The following is a 16465-nucleotide window of genomic DNA, read 5'->3' on the forward strand; positions in this document are numbered from 1 at the left end:
AGCTCCCCGCCACCCCCCGCGCGCTCACCGCGGCGGTGCCGCCGCGGCGCCGGGCGGCCCGCCGGCGGCCCCGGGGCCCCGCCCGGGCCGTGGGAGGCCTCGTACCCGCCCGTAGGGCGTCGGGCCGCGCCTGTGGGGCGTCGACCCCCGTCCGGGGTCCGTCGGGACCGCGGGCTCACCTGGCCATCGGCTCGTATGGCCGGGTGGGTGCCCGTGGTGCCGTGGGGAGGCCGAGAGGCTGCCGAGCCGTGCAGCCGCCGGGCCTGCTCCCGTCAGACTCGTTCTTCTTCTCCTCTTCCTCTTCCGCCCCTCACCCCGGCGGCAGCGGCTGCCACAGGCAGCCGCAGTCCGGGTGCCCGCGCAGTCGCAGGCGCCGTGGCATGCCGTCCCCGGCCGAGACCTCGCACCAGCCGTCCACGCTCGGCGGCCGGCCGCCGTCCAGGAACACCTGGACGTGCAGCGCCGCCAGTCCGGCGACCGCCGTCGCCAGGGCCGTGTCGCAGGCCGGCGTACGGGCCCGGCCGGGGCCTCCGTCGGCCAGTTGGGCCAGGACCCGCGGCCAGGCGGCGTCCTCGTCCTCCCGCCGCAGCACCAGGCAGTGCCCGCAGGCCGACATCCCGGGGATCACCAGCGGTCCGATGACGCCGAACTCCTCGACCACGCCCACGTAGAGGTGCGGCACCCCGGCCCGCAACAGCAGCCGGGCCTCGTACGTCCCGCCCGCGAAGGCGGCGCTGCCGTCCCGGGGCGCGAGGACCACGAAGTCCGGTGGCGGGTCCCCGGGCCGACGCCGGGGCACGGGGGCCGGGGGCCGGCCCGCGGCGCGCTGCACCGCCTCCCGGGCCGCCGTCGAGCGCAGCCGCCCGACGTCCCCGGGCGGCAGCCCGGCGGGGGAGCAGTCGCCGGGCTTCACCCGGCCGCCGTCCGCGACCGTGACCGTGCCGGTGCCGCCGGCGGCGAGCACCGCCGCCACGGCGGCGCCGACCCGGCCCGCGCCGCGCACCTCGATCCGCGCGTCGGCCCGGCGGCCCAGGACCGCCGGTGCGGCGCCCGGGCCGGAGTGGACCAGGGAGAGCGAGGCGAGGTCGGGTTCGAGCAAGTCCCGCTGCTGCCCGGGGAAGCGGGCCAGTGCCCGGTCGCCGGCCTCCGCGTCGTCCAGCAGGCCGGTCTCCTCCAAGCCGGTGAGCAGGGCGTCGGCCGGTTCGCGGCCGAGCCCGATGCGTTCGCCCTCGTTCAGGAGCTCCGGTCGGTCGCGCGTCCCGTCGAGCAGCGCGAGGAAGTCGCAGAGGGTCTTGTCGGCGTTGCCGAGCACCCCGGCGAACCGGGTGACGGTGCCGAACTGCAGGGTCTCCGAGTCCCGCCAGCTGCGGGACAGGGCGGGCTTGAGGGCGAGGCGCACGACGATCTCCCTTCCGATCGTTTCCGGACGGCTGACCGCAGCATGCCCTATCGCGGCGACGGCGTGCAGGGAGTTATCCACAGGTCTGTACGCATGATCACATCATCCGTTCGCACGCCCTGTGGATAACTGGCCATGCCCCTCGGCGTCGGTTTCCGGACACCCACCGTCGACTTTTCGTTCCCGATCACTCCATGAAAGATTCCGGCCATGGCAGCGGACTTCTGTCCGTGGTGCGGGGTAACGTCGTGTGCCATGGCAGCCGAGCGGGACTCCCATCCACCGGCGTCGCGTCGGCGTGCGCGTGCAGCGTCCGGGTCGCAGGTCGCGGCGCCGAACACGCGCGGGCGCCCGGACCAGCAGCCGAGGCCGGCCCCATCGCAGCCGCCGCGCACCGGTGCCGTGCCCCCCGAAGCGCACGACCGCAGCCGGGTCGAGGTGCGCCGCAGCGCCCGCCGCAGCCGTACCGTCTCCGCCTACCGCGAGGGCGACCGCACCGTCGTGCTGATCCCGGCCCGGATGTCGTACGCCGAGGAGCAGCGCTGGGTCGCGCAGATGCTGGAGAAGCTCGCAGCCCAGGAGTCCCGGCGGGTCCCGGGGGACGAGGCCCTGATGACCCGGGCCCGCGAGCTGTCGGCCGCCTACCTGGGCGATCGTGCCCGGCCCAGTCAGGTCCGCTGGGTCACCAACCAGAATTCCCGTTGGGGCTCCTGCACCCCCAGCGAGGGGACGATCCGCCTGTCCCACCGGCTCCAGGGCATGCCGGAGTACGTGCTGGACTACGTGCTGCTGCACGAGCTGGCGCACCTGCTGGTGCCGGACCACGGCCCGGCGTTCTGGGCCCTGCTGGAGGCCTACCCGCGGACGGAGCGGGCCCGCGGGTACCTGGAGGGCGTGGTCTCCGCCGCCCGGCTGCCGCACATCCCCGGTGCGCGGCACGCCGCCCCGGGCCCGACCGGGCCGGACCCGGCCGCCTCCTGCGGCTGAGGCCGCGGCGGCACGGCCGGAGCTTCGGCGGCGCAAGCCCGTGGCCGGACGGTACGGGTGTGGTCGGACGGTACGGGCCGAGGCCGGGCCGGTTCGACCGGAGGAACGACGGAAGGGGGCGCGGGCCGACAGGCTCCGCGCCCCCTTCCGACGTCACACCTCAGCCGGTCAGCTGCCGCGCCCGGGCCACCAGGTCGCGCACCGAGTGGTCGGTGAGCTCCGGGAGCCGGTCGTAGTCGAACCAGCGCAGGTCCAGCGACTCCTCGCTGATCAGCGCCTGCGCGCCGGCCGGGGCCAGCGCGATGTACTGGACGTCCAGGTGGGTGTTCTCCGGGCGGTCCTTGCCGGTGCAGCGGACCAGGTGCCGGTCCAGCTTGGCCGGCACCGGGGCGCCGCCGCTCTCCAGCAGCACCAGGTCGGGGATGCCGGACTCCTCCACGGCCTCGCGCAGTGCGGCCGAGGCGAGGTCGCGGTCGCCGGGCTCGCAGTGCCCGCCCATCTGCAGCCACATGCCGACCTTGGGGTGCAGGGTGAGCAGCACCCGCCCGGCCGCCGGGTCGACGACCGCCGCGCTCGCGGTGATGTGCGCGGGCAGGCAGGAGCGGTACAGGCCTTCGGGCTGCGCGGCGAGGTGCTCCAGGTAGTCGAGCCGCAGCCGTTCCTGGTCCTGGTCGGCGGGCCGCCACCCGGTCAGCGTGCGGACGGCGTCCGCGTGCAGGGTGGCGGCGGGCGTCTCGGTGTCCGTCATGCGGTGGGCTCGCCCTTCCCGTCGGTGCCGCCCTCGTCGGTCTTCGGCTGCTCGTCCTTCTTGGTGAGGTCGGGCTTGCCGGCCGCGGCCTCGCCGAGCAGCTTGTCGAGCGCGTCGAAGTCGATGCCGCCCTCCAGGTCGTCGGCGGAGCCCCGGTGCACGAAGGCGTCCGGGTCGTCCAGGTCGGCGGCGGTGGGCAGCATGTCCGGGTGCTCCCAGAGCGCGTCGCGGCCCTCGATGCCGCGGGCGTCGGCGAGCAGCGCCCAGAGCCGGGAGGCGTCGCGAAGCCGGCGCGGGCGCAGCTCCAGACCGACCAGGGTGGCGAAGGTCTGCTCGGCGGGCCCGCCGGCCGCGCGGCGGCGGCGGACGGTCTCGCGCAGTGCGCCGGCCTGCGGCAGGTGCGGCTCGGCGGCGGCGTGCACGACGGCGTCGACCCAGCCCTCGACCAGCGCGAGCGCGGTCTCCAGGCGGGCGAGCGCGGCCTTCTGCTCGGGGGTGTCCTCGGGCTGGAGCAGGCCTCCGGCCAGCGCCTCCTGGAGGGCCTCCGGGTTGCTCGGGTCGAGCTGGCCGACCAGCTCCTCCATCCGGGAGGTGTCGACCTTGATGCCGCGCGCGTAGGCCTCGACGGCGCCCAGCAGGTGGGCCCGCAGCCACGGCACGTGGGCGAAGAGCCGCTGGTGGGCGGCCTCGCGCAGGGCGAGGTAGAGGCGGACCTCGTCGGCGGGCACGTTCAGGCCCTCGCCGAACTCGGCGACGTTCTGCGGCAGCAGCGCGGCCTTGCCGGCCGGGGCGAGCGGCAGGCCGACGTCGGCGGAGCCGACCACCTCACCGGCGAGCGCGCCGAGCGCCTGGCCGATCTGGGTGCCGAACATGGCGCCGCCCATCGAGCGCATCACGCCCATCAGCGGGCCGGCCATGGCCTGCATCTCCTCGGGCAGGACGCCGCCCATGGCGTTGCCGACCCGCTCGGCGACCGGGTCCACCAGGTCCTTCCAGACCGGGAGGGTGGCCTCGATCCACTCGGCGCGGCTCCAGGCGACGGCGGTGCCGGCGCCGGAGGGGAACTCGGTGGAGCCGTCGAGCCACAGGTCGGCCAGGCGGACGGCCTCGGCGACGGCGGAGCGCTCGGCGGCGCTGACCGAGCGGTCCTTGCTCTTGCCCTCGGCGGGCTCGGCGACCACCGTCTGGCGGGCGATGTTCGTGGCGAGGTCCCAGTTCACCGGGCCGCCCTCGAACGAGAGCATCTGGCCGAGCTGCTGGAAGGCGGCGCCGAGGTCTCCCGGGTTCATGCCGCCGAACATCGCGGCGAAGGGGTTGTCGGCGCCGGAGCCGGCGCCGCCCGGGGCACCGGGCATGCCGAAGATCGCACCGAAGGGGTTGCCGCCCCCGAAGCCGAACGGCTGCGGGCCGCTGCCGGACTGTTCCTGGTCCTTCTTCTTCTGGGCGTCGTCGGGCTTGGCCTTGCCGTCCTCGGGCTCCTCGGGCGGAACGCCGAATCCGAAGGGAAGGTCGCTCACGGGGTCCTCGATCCGGTCGGCCGTCATGCGGGTGTGGCGGGAAAGTCCGTGCCCGGAGCGACGGCGGAGTGGGGGACTCGGGGGCGGCTCCCGCGCGGCAGGCCCGCGCCGGGTGCACCGCCGGGCCTTCGCCTCGGGCAGGATGGACGTACGTGACACACGTCCGTACGCACATAAAGCTAACCGTGGAGGATGGCCGGTGAGTTCCCCGCCCTCGGACGTTCGCTCTGGGCTGACCGGAGGAGAGGACGCGTCGGACACCACGGCGTCGCCGCCTCCAGCCTACGGCGGACGGCCGCTGACCGTGGCGGTCACCGGTGCCGCGGGCGTGCTGGGCGAGCGGGTCGCCGCCCGGCTGGTGGCCTCCCCGCACGTGCGGAAGGTCCTCGCGGTGGACGACCGGCGCGGTGAGGTGCCGGGCGTGCACTGGCGGGTGCTCGACGTGCGGGACCCGGCGGTGGCCGAGCGGCTGGCCGGGGTCGACGTGGTGGTGCACCTGGCGATGGACTTCGGCATGGAGTCCGACGCCCGGGCCCGCAGCGCCTACAACGTGCGCGGCGCCCAGACGGTGCTGACCGCGGCCGCGGCCGCCGGGGTGCACCGGGTGGTGCTGTGCACCTCGGCGATGGTCTACGGTGCGCTGGCCGACAACGAGGTGCCGCTGGCGGAGGACTCCGAGCTGCGGGCCACCGAGGAGGCCTCGCTGGTCGGGGACCTGCTGGAGATCGAGCGGCTGGCCCGCCGGGCGCCGCGCGCCCACCCGGGCCTCCAGGTGACGGTGCTGCGCCCGGCCGTGGTGGTGGGCCCCGGCGTGGACACCGTGCTGACCCGGCACTTCGAGGCGCCCCGGCTGCTGGTGGTGGCCGGGTCCCGGCCGTGCTGGCAGTTCTGCCACGTGGACGACCTGGCGTCGGCGCTGGAGTACGCGGCGCTGGGCCTGGTCGAGGGCGAGGTGACGGTCGGCTGCGACGGCTGGCTGGAGCAGGAGGACGTCGAGCGGCTGTCCGGGATCCGGCGGATGGAGCTGCCGGCCTCGCTGGCGCTCGGCACGGCGGCGCGGCTGCACCGGCTGGGCCTGACCCCGGCCCCGGCCGGGGACCTGGCGTACACGATGTACCCGTGGGTGGTGTCCGGTAGCCGGCTGCACGAGGCGGGCTGGCGCCCGGCGTGCACCAACGAGCAGGTGCTGGCCGAACTGCTGGAGCAGGTGTCCGGCAAGCACGCGGTGGCCGGGCGCCGGCTGGGTGGCAAGGAGGCGGCGACCAGCCTGGGGGCGGCCGGGGCGACGGTGGCGCTGGTCGGTACGGCGGCGCTGGTGCGCCGGGCCCGCAAGCGGCGGCGGTTCTGATCGGCCGGGGGAGCCGGTCGACGGGCAGCGCTTCTCACGATGCGAAATTTCCCCACCGTGATGCGGAAGGCACTTGCCCTGCACCGTCCCGGATGGGGAATCATGGGGTCATGTCCGAGATCCACGACCCCATCCGCCTGCTCGCCATCCGCGACACCCCGCTCTCGCTGGACGAGGTGTACGAGGCGGTCGGCGACGACGCGGCCGGCGGCACCACCGTCTTCGTCGGGACGGTCCGGGACCACGACGGCGGCAAGTCGGTCGCCGCGCTGGAGTACAGCTGCCACCCCACCGCCGAGCAGGAGATGCGCCGGATCGCCGAGAAGGTGGTCGCGGACTTCCCGGTCCGGGCGCTCGCCGCGGTCCACCGGGTGGGCCGGCTGGAGATCACCGACAAGGCCGTGATCGTCGCCGTCTCCTGCGCCCACCGCGGCGAGGCCTTCGCCGCCGCCCGCCGGCTGATCGACGACCTCAAGCACGAGGCGCCGATCTGGAAGCACCAGGTCTTCTCCGACGGCGAGGAGGAGTGGGTCGGCGCCGGCGGCTGCTGAGACCGCTCCCGGTGCGACGGAACCGATAGGCACACCTCGCGCGTCCGTCGGGTCAGGCGCGCCGCGGGTTCACTCCAACGGCTGCGCAACGGCACCCCGAATACTCCCTGGAAGTGAGCCGATCGGCCGTGCCGTAACCCGGACGGCGCCGGCCGCGTTGTCCGCCGGAGTGGTTAATCTGCTCATAGACACGACGAGCTGGGAGTACTGGTATGAGTGCGCTCGCCTGGTTGATCATCCCGGGTGTCGCCGGCGTGGCCGCCGGCCTCTGGGCGCTGTGGGCCCAGCGGGAGCCGCGGGCCACCGGGGACCCGGCCTCACTCGCCGAACACCGGCGCTTCATGGCCGCCATGGAGCGCACCACCGCCGGCGCCGCCCCCGGTGAGCGCCCCGGCAGGTAGCCCGGCGGGCGCCGGTTCAGGCGCGTCCCGTACTGTCGAGGCATGCCACGCCGCTCCGCGACGATGCTCGCTGCCACCCTGCTGCTCATAGCGCTGCTCTGCGTCTCGGTGCTGATGAAGGTGCCGTACACGGAGATGAGCCCGGGGCCGACGTACAACACGCTCGGCAACCAGGGCGGCAAGCCGGTGATCAGCATCAGCGGGCACGAGTCGTACCCGACGACCGGGCACCTCAACATGACCACCGTCCAGGTCACCGGGGCCAAGTACGAGCCCAGCCTGGTCAACGCGGTGGTCGGCTGGCTGCGGGACGACGTGCTGGTGGTGCCGCACGACAACGTCTACCCGAAGGGGCAGTCGGACGCGGACGCCAAGAAGCAGAACGCCGAGGAGTTCGCCTCCTCCGAGGACAGTGCCCGCACCGCGGCGCTCCAGCAGCTGGGCATCCCGGTCGGCAGCGAGCTGATCGTGAAGTCGGTCACCGCGGGCGCCCCGGCCGAGGGCCGGCTGCACGCGGGCGACCAGATCGTGGCCGTGGACGGCGCGGCGGTCGGCTCGGTCGAGCAGGTGGTCGCGGCCGTCACCAAGCACAAGCCGGGCGAGCCGGTGGTCTTCACCGTCGTGCCGCGGGTCAAGGACGCGGGCGGCGCCGCCGCGCCGGGCGGGAAGACCGACGTCACCGTGCCGACCGTACGGGCCAAGGACCTCGACCCGAAGGCCCCGGCCGAGCGGGCGGAGCTCGCGGTGGTGGGCATCGGCACCGGGATCCGGCACACCTACCCGTTCCAGATCGACATCGGCTTGCAGGACGTCGGCGGCCCCAGCGCCGGCCTGATGTTCTCGCTCGGCATCATCGACAAGCTGACCCCGGGCGGCGACCTCACCGGCGGCAGGTTCGTGGCCGGCACCGGGACCATCGACGACGACGGCAAGGTCGGCCCGATCGGCGGCATCTCGATGAAGCTGATCGCCGCCCGGGACGCCGGGGCCGAGTACTTCTTCACCCCGTCCTCGAACTGCGCCGAGGCGGGCAAGAACGTCCCGTCCGGGCTGACCCTGATCAAGACGGACACGCTGGACGGCGCGCTGAAGTCGCTGGAGCAGCTCCGCTCCGGGCAGACCTCCGCGCTGCCGTCCTGCGTCACCAAGTAGCCACCGAGCAGCCGCCGAGCAGCTACCCAGCAGTCGCCGGGCAGCCGCCGGGGAAGGCGTCAGACGAAGGTCGCCAGCAGCGCGTCGGTCAGGCCCGGCACCAGGTCGGGGCCGGTCAGCACCTCGCGGGCGACGTCCTTGGAGCGCAGCCGCAGGGCGATCTCCTTCTTGCCGTCGCGGAGCACCGCGGCGGTGATCCGCACCTCCTCGCGCTTGGGGTGGTTGGCCACCCACTCGGCGAGCTGGGCGTCGCTGGCACCCCGCGGGCGGGACTGCTCGGCGCCCGGGGGCAGCATCAGGCGCTCGACGACCAGGGCGCAGCCGGCCACGGCGTCGGGCCAGGCGATGGTGCCGAGGAACTTGTCGAGTTCCATGCCGGCCGGCAGCTCGTCCTGCTCGATCGGGGTCAGGCCGGTCTCGTCGCCCTCGGCGAGGCCGAGCTGCTTGGCGATCTTCGGGTTGGCCTTGCGCAGGGCGGCGCTGTCCACCAGGGCGAACAGCCGGGCCGGGAGGTCCCAGCCGAGGGTGGCGGCGTACTCGTCGATCTCCAGCGCGGCCCGGGTCAGCGGGGTGGCGGCCGGGAGCTTGGAGACGTCGTCGGGGGAGTTGTTCAGATCAGACGCGTCGGACATGCCTCAATCCTCACACGCCGGGCGGCCCGCGCTCGCCGGACGGTCCGTGCCCGCCGGGAGAGCCCGCCGGGAGAGCCCGCCGGGAGAGCCCGCCGGGAGAGTCGCCGAAGGGCCGCCGGAAGAGCCGCCGAAGGGCCGGAGGAGCCGCGGCGGGGACGGCCGGAAGCGGGCGGGGGTCGTAACCGTCTGCTAACGGTGGGAACTCGGCCAAAGCCTGGTTAAGTTGCTCTGACGACCGACCCCATTCAGACGACACAGCCGAGGTGCCACCGTGGTCTTCCAGATGCCCGAACGCTCAGGGCCGGGTTTCCGGCGCAGGGTAGGCCCGCCCTCCCGGCGGGCGCGGGTGGCCCTGCTGACCCTGGGCGTGCTCGCGGTGCTCTTCCTGCTGTTCGTCATGTTCGCGGGCTTCTGGACGGACTGGCTGTGGTTCAGGTCGGTCCACTTCTCCTCGGTGTTCACCACCCAGCTGTGGACGAAGATCGGCCTGTTCGCGGTGTTCGGCCTGCTGATGGCGGTGATCGTCGGCTTCAACATCTGGCTGGCGCACCGGCTTCGGCCGCCGCTGTCGGCGATGTCGGTGGAGCAGCAGAGCCTCGACCGCTACCGGGCCGGCCTGGCGCCGTTCAAGCGCTGGGCGCTGATCGGCGTCTCGCTGGTGATCGGCCTGGTGGCCGGTGCCGCGGCCTCCGGCCAGTGGCGGACCTGGCTGATGTGGACGAACTCGACCTCCTTCGGTGAGAAGGACTCCCAGTTCGGCATGGACGTCTCGTTCTACGCCTTCGACCTGCCGTTCTACGAGTTCGTGCTGGGTTTCGCGTTCAGCGCGGTGATCGTCTCGCTGCTGACCTCGGCGCTGGTGCACTACCTGTACGGGGGGCTGCGGCTGCAGGGTCCGGGCCGCCGGGCGAGCGCGGGCGCGCAGGGGCACCTGGCGGTGCTGCTGGGCGTGTTCGTGCTGCTGAAGGCCGTCGCGTACTGGCTGGACCGGTACGCGCTGGCGGTGAAGACCGGCTCGTACAAGGGCGTCTCCGGCTGGACCGGCCTGCGCTACGTGGACGCCAACGCGTTCCTGCCGGCCAAGACCATCCTGTTCTTCGTCGCGATCATCTGCGCGGTGCTGTTCTTCCTGACCCCGATCCGCCGCACCTGGGCCCCGGCCCTGATCGGCCTGGGGCTGATGGTGCTGTCGGCGGTGCTGATCGGCGGGCTGTACCCGGCGATCGTGCAGCAGTTCCAGGTCAAGCCGAACGAGCAGGCCAAGGAGACGCCGTACATCCAGAAGAACATCGACGCCACCCGCCAGGCGTACGGGATCGCGGACGCGCAGACCACCCAGTACACCCCGCAGGGCTCGACCAGTGCGGACGCGCTCAAGCCGGACGCGCAGACCGTCTCGGACATCCGGCTGCTGGACCCGAACGTCGTCTCGCCGGCGTTCCAGTCGCTGGAGCAGCAGCGCAACTACTACGCCTTCCCGAACACGCTGGACGTGGACCGCTACGGCACCGGGCAGGACAAGCAGGACAGCGTGATCGGTCTGCGCGAGCTCGACCTCAACGGCGTGCAGCGCAACTGGATCAACGACCACTTCAAGTACACCCACGGCTACGGCGTGGTGGTCGCCAAGGGCAACCAGGTCGACGACAAGGGCCAGCCGGTGTTCACCGAGTCGGGCCTGCCGGCCTCCGGCACGCTGGGCGACTACCAGCAGCGGATCTACTACGGCGAGAAGACCACGACGTACTCGATCGTCGGTGGCGCGAACAAGGAGATCGACTACACCGATCCCAAGACCGGCCAGAACGCCGAGACCACCTACGAGGGCAACAGCGGGGTCTCGCTGGACAACCCGCTGACCCGGGCCGCCTACGCGGTGCGCTTCGCCGAGCCGCAGATCCTCTACGCGGGGGCGATCACCGACGGCGCCAAGGTGATCTACAACCGGACGCCGAAGGAGCGGGTGGAGAAGGTCGCGCCGTGGCTGTCGATCGACGCCGACCCGTACCCGGTGGTGCAGGACGGCCGGGTGGTCTGGGTGCTGGACGGCTACACCACCTCGGACGGCTTCCCGTTCTCCTCGAAGACGACGCTGGGCGCCGCCACCAAGGACTCGCTGACCAACCAGCGCGGTGAGCTGCTGACCGTCGCCAACCAGGTCAACTACATCCGCAACTCGGTCAAGGCCACGGTGGACGCCTACACCGGCGAGGTGAAGCTCTACCAGTGGGACGAGAAGGACCCGGTGCTGAAGACCTGGATGAAGGCCTTCCCCGGCACCGTGGAGCCGAAGGCGGACATCCCGCAGACGCTGCTGCCGCACCTGCGCTACCCGCAGGACATGTTCAAGGTGCAGCGCGACCTGCTCGGCCAGTACCACGTCACGGATGCCAACTCCTTCTTCAACGGCAGTGACATCTGGCAGGTTCCGGTGGACCCGACCAGCGACACCAAGCAGGTCCAGCCGCCGTACTACGTGACGGTACGGATGCCGGACACCAACACCGCGAGCTTCTCGCTCACCAGCACCTTCGTGCCCAACCAGCGGCCCAACCTGGCGGCCTTCATGGCCGTCAACGCGGACCCGGGGGACGACTACGGGAAGATCCGCATCCTGAAGATGACCGGCGAGAGCGGGGCCCCCGGCCCCGGCCTGGTGCAGTCGAAGTTCAACTCGCGCCAGGAGGTGGCCAACCAGATCTTCGCGCTGAAGAGCGGCGGCGACGCCGAGCTGGAGTACGGCAACCTGCTGACCCTGCCGGTCGGTGGCGGACTGCTCAACATCGAGCCGGTGTACGTGCGCGGGCGCGGCGCCAAGTACCCGACGATGCAGAAGGTCCTGGCGGTGTACGGGGACGACAACGTGGCGTTCGAGGACACCCTGGAGGCCGCGCTGAAGAAGGTGTTCGGCGGGGCGCCCCCGTCGACCACCCCGACCGCGCCCTCCACGCCGGGCGCCGGGACGACCCCGACCCCGCCCACCACGCCGGCGCCGGGCGGGACGATCTCGCCGGAGCTCCAGAAGGCGCTCTCGGACGCGGAGAAGGCGTACAACGACAGCCAGACCGCGTTCAAGAACGGCGACTGGGTGGCCTACGGCAACGCCCAGAAGGCGCTCGGTGACGCCCTGAAAGCCGCCTCGGCGGCCCGCGGCGGCAGCCCGGCACCCGCCCCGACCGGCGCTCCGGCCCCGGGCGCCACCGGGGGCGGAGCGACCAGCCCGCAGCCGTAGCCCGCTGAGCTGCGGTAACCGTTTTCCGTTCCACCCCGCGTCCGTGCTATGGTTCAACCACCGACGCGGGGTGGAGCAGCTCGGTAGCTCGCTGGGCTCATAACCCAGAGGTCGCAGGTTCAAATCCTGTCCCCGCTACAAAGGCCAGAGGCCCGGAGGATCCTTCCTCCGGGCCTCTGGTGTTTCCCGCGCCGTTCTCGGACGGAAGCGGCAGGAACCGCTCCGGTACTATCGACCGTCGCCAAGGACGACGGCAGCGGGGTTTGTGGGGTTGAAGTGTCGGGAAATCGACAAAGCGCCGAAGCAATTTCGTCGGCTTCGGGTCGGCCCCGCCGGAATTCGGCCGGGGCAGGTGTACGCGGGTACTGGGTGATGCGACGATGGGACACATGGGGGACGGTGCACGGCCGCTGACCGGCCGTCGGATCCGACACCTCTCCTGGGAGTCCCCCCGGCCGCACGCCGGGGCGCTATGCCGCGACACTCTGGGGGAGCGGGAGTCGGCATGAGGCTGATCGGCAAGTCAGGCGCCAAGTCCTCGGCGGCCGCCGAGGCGGACACCGACGCCTGGGCGGAGAGCACCGAGAGCACCGGAAGCCGCCCCGGAGCCCTGCCCGCCCAGCGCACCAGCGGACTGTCCGAGCGCCCCACCCCGGGCTACGGGCCCGACAGCCTGGTCCACGTGCCGACCCGTCAGTTCGCCGCCGCCGTCGGCGCGTACGGCGAGCAGCCCGGCGGCGAGCCGTCCGCCGGGGCCGCGCTCGACCCGGCCGGCCTCGACTCGACCAGCTTCGAGACCGCCCTCGCCGCCCGCGAGTCCGCCGCGCTGGAGGCCCGCCACCGGCAGGCCGCCGACAGCGGCGACCCGGACGCCGCCTGCCGGCTCGGCACCCTGCTGCTGCGCCGCGGGGAGCTGGAGGACGCCGAGCCCTACCTGCGCGCCGCCGCGGCCGCCGGGGTGCGCGCCGCCGCCAACAACCTCGGCGTGCTGCTGCACCAGCAGGGCCACCGGGCCGAGGCCGGCCAGTGGTGGCGTCAGGCCGCCGTGGCCGGCAGCGCGCCGGCCGCGCACGCGCTCGGGCTGCAACTGCGCGACCAGGGCGAGGAGGAGGCCGCCGAGTACTGGCTGCACTTCGCCGCCGACCACGGCCACCCACTGGGCGCCTACGCGCTGGGCGACCTGATGGAGCACCGGCGGGACGTGCGCGCCGAGCGCTGGTTCAAGGTCTCCGCCGACGCCGGGCACCGGGAGGCCTCCTACCGGCTGGCCCGGATGCGCGAGGCCGCCGGGGACAAGGAGACCGCCGAGACCTGGTACCGCACCGCCGCCGCGCGCAGCCACGCCCGCGCCGCGCTGCGCCTGGGCGTGCTGCTGGAGGAGCGCGCCCGCACCGACCGGTCGCTGCTGGACGAGGCGGCCCGCTGGTACCGGCAGGCCGCGCAGAACGGGGAGGCGCGCGCGGCCTGCGCGCTGGGCTTCCTGCTGCGCGACTCCGGGGACCTGGCGGCCGCCGCCGAGTGGTGGCAGGAGGCCGCCGAGGCCGGGGACGGCAACGCCGCCAACGCGCTGGGCGCGCTGCACGCGAGCCGTGGCGAGGCAGCCGCGGCCGAGCGCTGGTACCGCGCCGCGCTGGACGCGGGCGATCAGAACGGAGCCTTCAACCTGGGCCTGCTCTGCGCGGGCACCGGCCGCGAGCAGCAGGCCGAGCAGTGGTACCGCCGGGCCGCGTACGCCGGGCACCGGGAGGCCTGCAACGCGCTGGCCGTGGTGCTGCTGCAGCGCGGCGACGAGTCCGGCGCCCGGCCCTGGTTCTCCAAGGCGGCCGAGGCCGGCAGTGTCGACGGCGCGTTCAACCTCGGCGTGCTGCACGCCGGGCGCGGCGAGCAGCAGCAGGCGCAGGAGTGGTACGCGCGGGCCGCGGCCGAGGGGCACGGCGAGGCGGCCCTGCAGCTCGCGGTCGTCCAGGAGCAGCGCGGCAACCTGGCCGGGGCGCTGGAGCGTTACCGGCAGGCGGCGGCCGGGGGCTCGGCCGAGGGCGCGTTCCGGCTGGCCTCGCTGCTGGACCGGCGCGGGGACGCGGACGCGGAGGCCGAGCACTGGTACGCGCTGGCGGCCGACGCCGGGCACCGCCGGGCGCAGGTGCGGATGGGCGTGCGGGCGGCCGAGCGCGGGGCGCTGGAGATCGCCGAGAGCCTGTACCGGCGGGCCGCCGAGGCGGGCAGCCGCAGCGCCGCGTTCAACCTCGGGCTGCTGCTGGCCCGGCAGGACAGCGAGGCCGAGGCGATGCTCTGGTACACCCGGGCCGCCGACGCCGGGCACGGCCGGGCGGCGCTGCGCCTGGCGCTGCTCGCGCTGCGCCGCGGGGAGCCGACGCAGGCGGAGAACTGGTGCCGGCGGGCGATCGACTACGGGCCGGCCGAGGTGGCCGAGCGGGCCGGGCGGCTCCTGGGCGCGCTGAGCGCGGAGTTGAGCGCGTAGCCGGACAAGCGGTCGGCTACGCGCGGCAGTTCGGGCACAGGCCGCGGTAGGTGACCTCGGCGGCGGTGACGGTGTAGCCGAAGCGCTCGGCGGCGGGGAGGGCGGCGAGCGGGTCGCCCTGCGGGTGGACGTCGCGGATCGCGCCGCAGCCCGAGCAGACCAGGTGCTGGTGGGCGCGGTGCGCGTTGGGGTCGTAGCGCTTGGCGCGGCCGTCGGTGGCCACCTCCAGGACCTCGCCGAGGGCGACGAGTTCGCCGAGCGTGTTGTAGACGGTGGCGCGGCTGATCTCCGGCAGCCGGGCCGTCGCCCGGGCGTGCACCTCGTCCGCGGTGAGGTGGACGTGCTCGCCGTCCAGGACCTCGGCCACGACCCGGCGTTGCGAGGTCAGCCGCCAGCCTCTTCCGCGCAGTCTCTCCAGCAGGTCGCTCATGTCATCCAGAGTAGGTCACGCTCTGAGATTGGTTCCAGTGTTGACTTGGACAAAGTCCAAGTTAGGATCGTGTCATCACGACCGGATACCGCGGAGGCACTCCCATGACGACCCAGGACGAGCAGCGCCCGACCCTGACCACGGAGGCGGGTGCCCCCGTCGCCGACAACCAGAACACCGAGACGGCGGGCGTCGGGGGCCCGGCGCTCATCCAGGACCAGCTGCTGTTCGAGAAGCTCGCGCACTTCAACCGCGAGCGGATCCCGGAGCGCGTGGTGCACGCCCGCGGCGCGGGTGCGTACGGCACCTTCACCGTGACCGCCGACGTGACGCCCTGGACCCGGGCGGCGTTCCTGTCCGAGATCGGCAAGCAGACCGAGGTCTTCCTGCGCTTCTCCACCGTGGCCGGCAACCTCGGCGCGGCCGACGCGGTGCGCGACCCGCGCGGCTTCGCGCTGAAGTTCTACACCGAGGAGGGCAACTACGACCTCGTCGGCAACAACACCCCGGTGTTCTTCATCAAGGACGCCATCAAGTTCCCCGACTTCATCCACACCCAGAAGCGCGACCCGTACACCGGCTCGCAGGAGGCGGACAACGTCTGGGACTTCTGGGGCCTGTCGCCCGAGGCCACCCACCAGGTGACCTGGCTGTTCGGCGACCGGGGCATCCCGGCCTCGTACCGGCACATGAACGGCTACGGCTCGCACACCTACCAGTGGCAGAACGAGGCCGGCGAGCACTTCTGGGTCAAGTACCACTTCAAGACCGACCAGGGCATCCGCAACCTCACCCAGGCCGAGGCCAACACCCTCGCCGGCGAGGACCCGGACAGCCACCAGCGCGACCTGCGCGAGTCGATCGAGCGCGGCGAGTTCCCCAGCTGGACGGTGCAGGTCCAGATCATGCCCGCGGCCGACGCGGCGAACTACCGCTTCAACCCCTTCGACCTGACCAAGGTCTGGCCGCACGCCGACTACCCGCCGATCGAGATCGGCCGGCTGGAGCTCAACCGCAACCCCGACAACGTCTTCGCCGAGGTCGAGCAGTCGGTCTTCTCGCCGGCGCACTTCGTGCCCGGCATCGGCCCGTCCCCGGACAAGATGCTCCAGGGCCGCCTGTTCGCGTACGCCGACGCCCACCGCTACCGGGTCGGCATCAACGCCGACCACCTGCCGGTGAACCGCCCGCACGCCACCGAGGCCCGCACCAACGGCCGGGACGGCTACCTGTACGACGGCCGCCACGGCCGTCGGAAGAACTACGAGCCGAACAGCTTCGGCGGCCCGGTGCAGACCGGCCGTCCGCTGTGGGCCGCGACCGCCGTCGACGGCCTCACCGGCAACCACGTCGCGCCCTCGCACGCCGAGGACGACGACTTCGTGCAGGCCGGCGACCTGTACCGGCTGTTCTCCGAGGAGGAGAAGCAGCGCCTGATCGCCAACCTGGCGGGCTTCATCGCCAAGGTCTCCGCCGACCGCGAGGACATCGTGGAGCGGGCGGTCGACAACTTCCGCAAGGCCGACGCCGACTTCGGGCAGCGGCTGGACGCGGCGGTCCGGGAGCTGCGCAAGCAGTAGCGCCGGGCC

General features: G+C 73.4%; 13 protein-coding genes and 1 tRNA gene. 9 read left to right on the forward strand and 5 right to left on the reverse strand.

What is annotated here, in order from left to right:
- Positions 1-310: 310 nt before the first annotated feature.
- Positions 311-1399 (reverse strand): ThiF family adenylyltransferase, encoded by a 1089-nt coding sequence (locus ACIRRH_RS04890; protein WP_403061829.1) that lies wholly within the window; start codon positions 1397-1399, stop codon positions 311-313.
- A 402-nt stretch (positions 1400-1801) separates the two neighbouring features.
- On the opposite strand from ACIRRH_RS04890, the gene ACIRRH_RS04895 reads away from it, so the two are divergent.
- On the forward strand, positions 1802-2386 hold the full coding sequence (locus ACIRRH_RS04895; RefSeq protein WP_403061832.1) for a M48 family metallopeptidase: 585 nt from the start codon (positions 1802-1804) through the stop codon (positions 2384-2386).
- 160 nt (positions 2387-2546) lie between these two features.
- On the opposite strand, the gene ACIRRH_RS04900 is transcribed toward ACIRRH_RS04895, so the two are convergent.
- Both ACIRRH_RS04900 and ACIRRH_RS04905 read right to left on the reverse strand, forming a co-directional pair.
- Complete coding sequence (locus ACIRRH_RS04900; protein ID WP_403061835.1) at positions 2547-3134, reverse strand: NUDIX hydrolase; 588 nt, start codon at positions 3132-3134, stop codon at positions 2547-2549.
- Complete coding sequence (locus tag ACIRRH_RS04905; RefSeq protein ID WP_403061838.1) at positions 3131-4651, reverse strand: zinc-dependent metalloprotease; 1521 nt, start codon at positions 4649-4651, stop codon at positions 3131-3133. The genes ACIRRH_RS04900 and ACIRRH_RS04905 overlap by 4 nt, the downstream gene beginning before the upstream one ends.
- Positions 4652-4850: 199 nt before the next feature.
- Between ACIRRH_RS04905 and ACIRRH_RS04910 the strand changes: the two genes are divergently transcribed.
- The 4 genes from ACIRRH_RS04910 to ACIRRH_RS04925 all read left to right on the forward strand — a co-directional run bounded on the left by ACIRRH_RS04910 (position 4851) and on the right by ACIRRH_RS04925 (position 8103).
- Positions 4851-5999: an NAD-dependent epimerase/dehydratase family protein gene (locus tag ACIRRH_RS04910; RefSeq protein WP_403061841.1), complete on the forward strand. Its 1149-nt coding sequence runs from the start codon at positions 4851-4853 to the stop codon at positions 5997-5999.
- Between the two features lie 110 nt (positions 6000-6109).
- On the forward strand, positions 6110-6550 hold the full coding sequence (locus ACIRRH_RS04915) for a molybdenum cofactor biosynthesis protein MoaE (RefSeq protein WP_403061844.1): 441 nt from the start codon (positions 6110-6112) through the stop codon (positions 6548-6550).
- A 212-nt stretch (positions 6551-6762) separates the two neighbouring features.
- Positions 6763-6951 (forward strand): hypothetical protein, encoded by a 189-nt coding sequence (locus ACIRRH_RS04920; RefSeq protein WP_403061847.1) that lies wholly within the window; start codon positions 6763-6765, stop codon positions 6949-6951.
- A gap of 42 nt (positions 6952-6993) precedes the next feature.
- On the forward strand, positions 6994-8103 hold the full coding sequence (locus ACIRRH_RS04925) for a PDZ domain-containing protein (RefSeq protein WP_403061850.1): 1110 nt from the start codon (positions 6994-6996) through the stop codon (positions 8101-8103).
- Positions 8104-8162: 59 nt separating this feature from the next.
- Here ACIRRH_RS04925 and ACIRRH_RS04930 read toward each other — a convergent pair whose 3' ends face one another.
- The gene (locus tag ACIRRH_RS04930; RefSeq protein ID WP_403061853.1) at positions 8163-8735 is read right to left on the reverse strand and encodes a PPA1309 family protein; all 573 of its coding nucleotides are present in this window, start codon (positions 8733-8735) and stop codon (positions 8163-8165) included.
- Positions 8736-9018: 283 nt separating this feature from the next.
- Between ACIRRH_RS04930 and ACIRRH_RS04935 the strand changes: the two genes are divergently transcribed.
- The 3 genes from ACIRRH_RS04935 to ACIRRH_RS04945 all read left to right on the forward strand — a co-directional run bounded on the left by ACIRRH_RS04935 (position 9019) and on the right by ACIRRH_RS04945 (position 14446).
- Positions 9019-11967, forward strand: a complete 2949-nt coding sequence (locus ACIRRH_RS04935) for a UPF0182 family protein (protein WP_403062420.1) — start codon at positions 9019-9021, stop codon at positions 11965-11967.
- Positions 11968-12031: 64 nt separating this feature from the next.
- Positions 12032-12105 (forward strand) — tRNA-Met (locus tag ACIRRH_RS04940).
- Positions 12106-12472: 367 nt separating this feature from the next.
- On the forward strand, positions 12473-14446 hold the full coding sequence (locus tag ACIRRH_RS04945) for a tetratricopeptide repeat protein (RefSeq protein ID WP_403061856.1): 1974 nt from the start codon (positions 12473-12475) through the stop codon (positions 14444-14446).
- A gap of 16 nt (positions 14447-14462) precedes the next feature.
- On the opposite strand, the gene ACIRRH_RS04950 is transcribed toward ACIRRH_RS04945, so the two are convergent.
- The gene (locus ACIRRH_RS04950) at positions 14463-14876 is read right to left on the reverse strand and encodes a Fur family transcriptional regulator (RefSeq protein ID WP_403061859.1); all 414 of its coding nucleotides are present in this window, start codon (positions 14874-14876) and stop codon (positions 14463-14465) included.
- Between the two features lie 104 nt (positions 14877-14980).
- Between ACIRRH_RS04950 and ACIRRH_RS04955 the strand changes: the two genes are divergently transcribed.
- Positions 14981-16456 (forward strand): catalase, encoded by a 1476-nt coding sequence (locus ACIRRH_RS04955; protein ID WP_403061862.1) that lies wholly within the window; start codon positions 14981-14983, stop codon positions 16454-16456.
- Positions 16457-16465: the final 9 nt, after the last annotated feature.

The organism is Kitasatospora sp. NPDC101235 (genome assembly GCF_044767505.1).
Classification (GTDB): Bacteria; Actinomycetota; Actinomycetes; order Streptomycetales; family Streptomycetaceae; genus Kitasatospora.

Excerpts from the sequence above, each read along its gene's own strand:
- ACIRRH_RS04900 (WP_403061835.1), bottom strand. The coding sequence starts at position 3,134 with ATGACGGACACCGAGACGCCCGCCGCCACCCTGCACGCGGACGCCGTC.
- ACIRRH_RS04925 (WP_403061850.1), top strand. The coding sequence starts at position 6,994 with ATGCCACGCCGCTCCGCGACGATGCTCGCTGCCACCCTGCTGCTCATA.
- ACIRRH_RS04935 (WP_403062420.1), top strand. The coding sequence starts at position 9,019 with ATGCCCGAACGCTCAGGGCCGGGTTTCCGGCGCAGGGTAGGCCCGCCC.
- ACIRRH_RS04930 (WP_403061853.1), bottom strand. The coding sequence starts at position 8,735 with ATGTCCGACGCGTCTGATCTGAACAACTCCCCCGACGACGTCTCCAAG.
- ACIRRH_RS04920 (WP_403061847.1), top strand. The coding sequence starts at position 6,763 with ATGAGTGCGCTCGCCTGGTTGATCATCCCGGGTGTCGCCGGCGTGGCC.
- ACIRRH_RS04915 (WP_403061844.1), top strand. The coding sequence starts at position 6,110 with ATGTCCGAGATCCACGACCCCATCCGCCTGCTCGCCATCCGCGACACC.
- ACIRRH_RS04950 (WP_403061859.1), bottom strand. The coding sequence starts at position 14,876 with ATGAGCGACCTGCTGGAGAGACTGCGCGGAAGAGGCTGGCGGCTGACC.
- ACIRRH_RS04945 (WP_403061856.1), top strand. The coding sequence starts at position 12,473 with ATGAGGCTGATCGGCAAGTCAGGCGCCAAGTCCTCGGCGGCCGCCGAG.
- ACIRRH_RS04955 (WP_403061862.1), top strand. The coding sequence starts at position 14,981 with ATGACGACCCAGGACGAGCAGCGCCCGACCCTGACCACGGAGGCGGGT.